We start from the raw sequence: 361 nt of genomic DNA, 5'->3' as shown, positions 1-361 counted from the left end.
CTCCTGCGGCGTGGCCCAGTGCCAGGAAACCCTGCGCACGGCCATGGCCATCGGTGCCGACCGCGGCATCCTGGTCGAGACCACCGAGGAGCTGCAGCCCCTGGCCGTCGCCAAGCTGCTCAAGGCCCTGGTGGACAAGGAACAACCCGGCCTCATCATCCTGGGCAAGCAGGCCATCGACGACGACGCCAACCAGACCGGCCAGATGCTGGCGGCCCTGGCCGACCTGCCGCAAGCCACCTTCGCCTCCAAGGTTGAAGTCGCTGGCGACAAGGTGAATGTCACGCGTGAAGTGGACGGCGGCCTGGAAACCCTGGCCCTGAGCCTGCCGGCCGTCATCACCACCGACCTGCGCCTGAAC

General features: G+C 67.9%; 1 pseudogene. It reads left to right on the top strand.

Annotated elements, in window-relative coordinates:
- Window positions 1–361: pseudogene (locus ACM14_RS30260) on the top strand (electron transfer flavoprotein subunit beta/FixA family protein); the annotation flags it as partial.

The organism is Delftia sp. JD2 (genome assembly GCF_001682645.1).
GTDB lineage: Bacteria > Pseudomonadota > Gammaproteobacteria > Burkholderiales > Burkholderiaceae_C > Comamonas > Comamonas acidovorans.
This window is presented reverse-complemented; position numbering and strand designations above follow the sequence as displayed.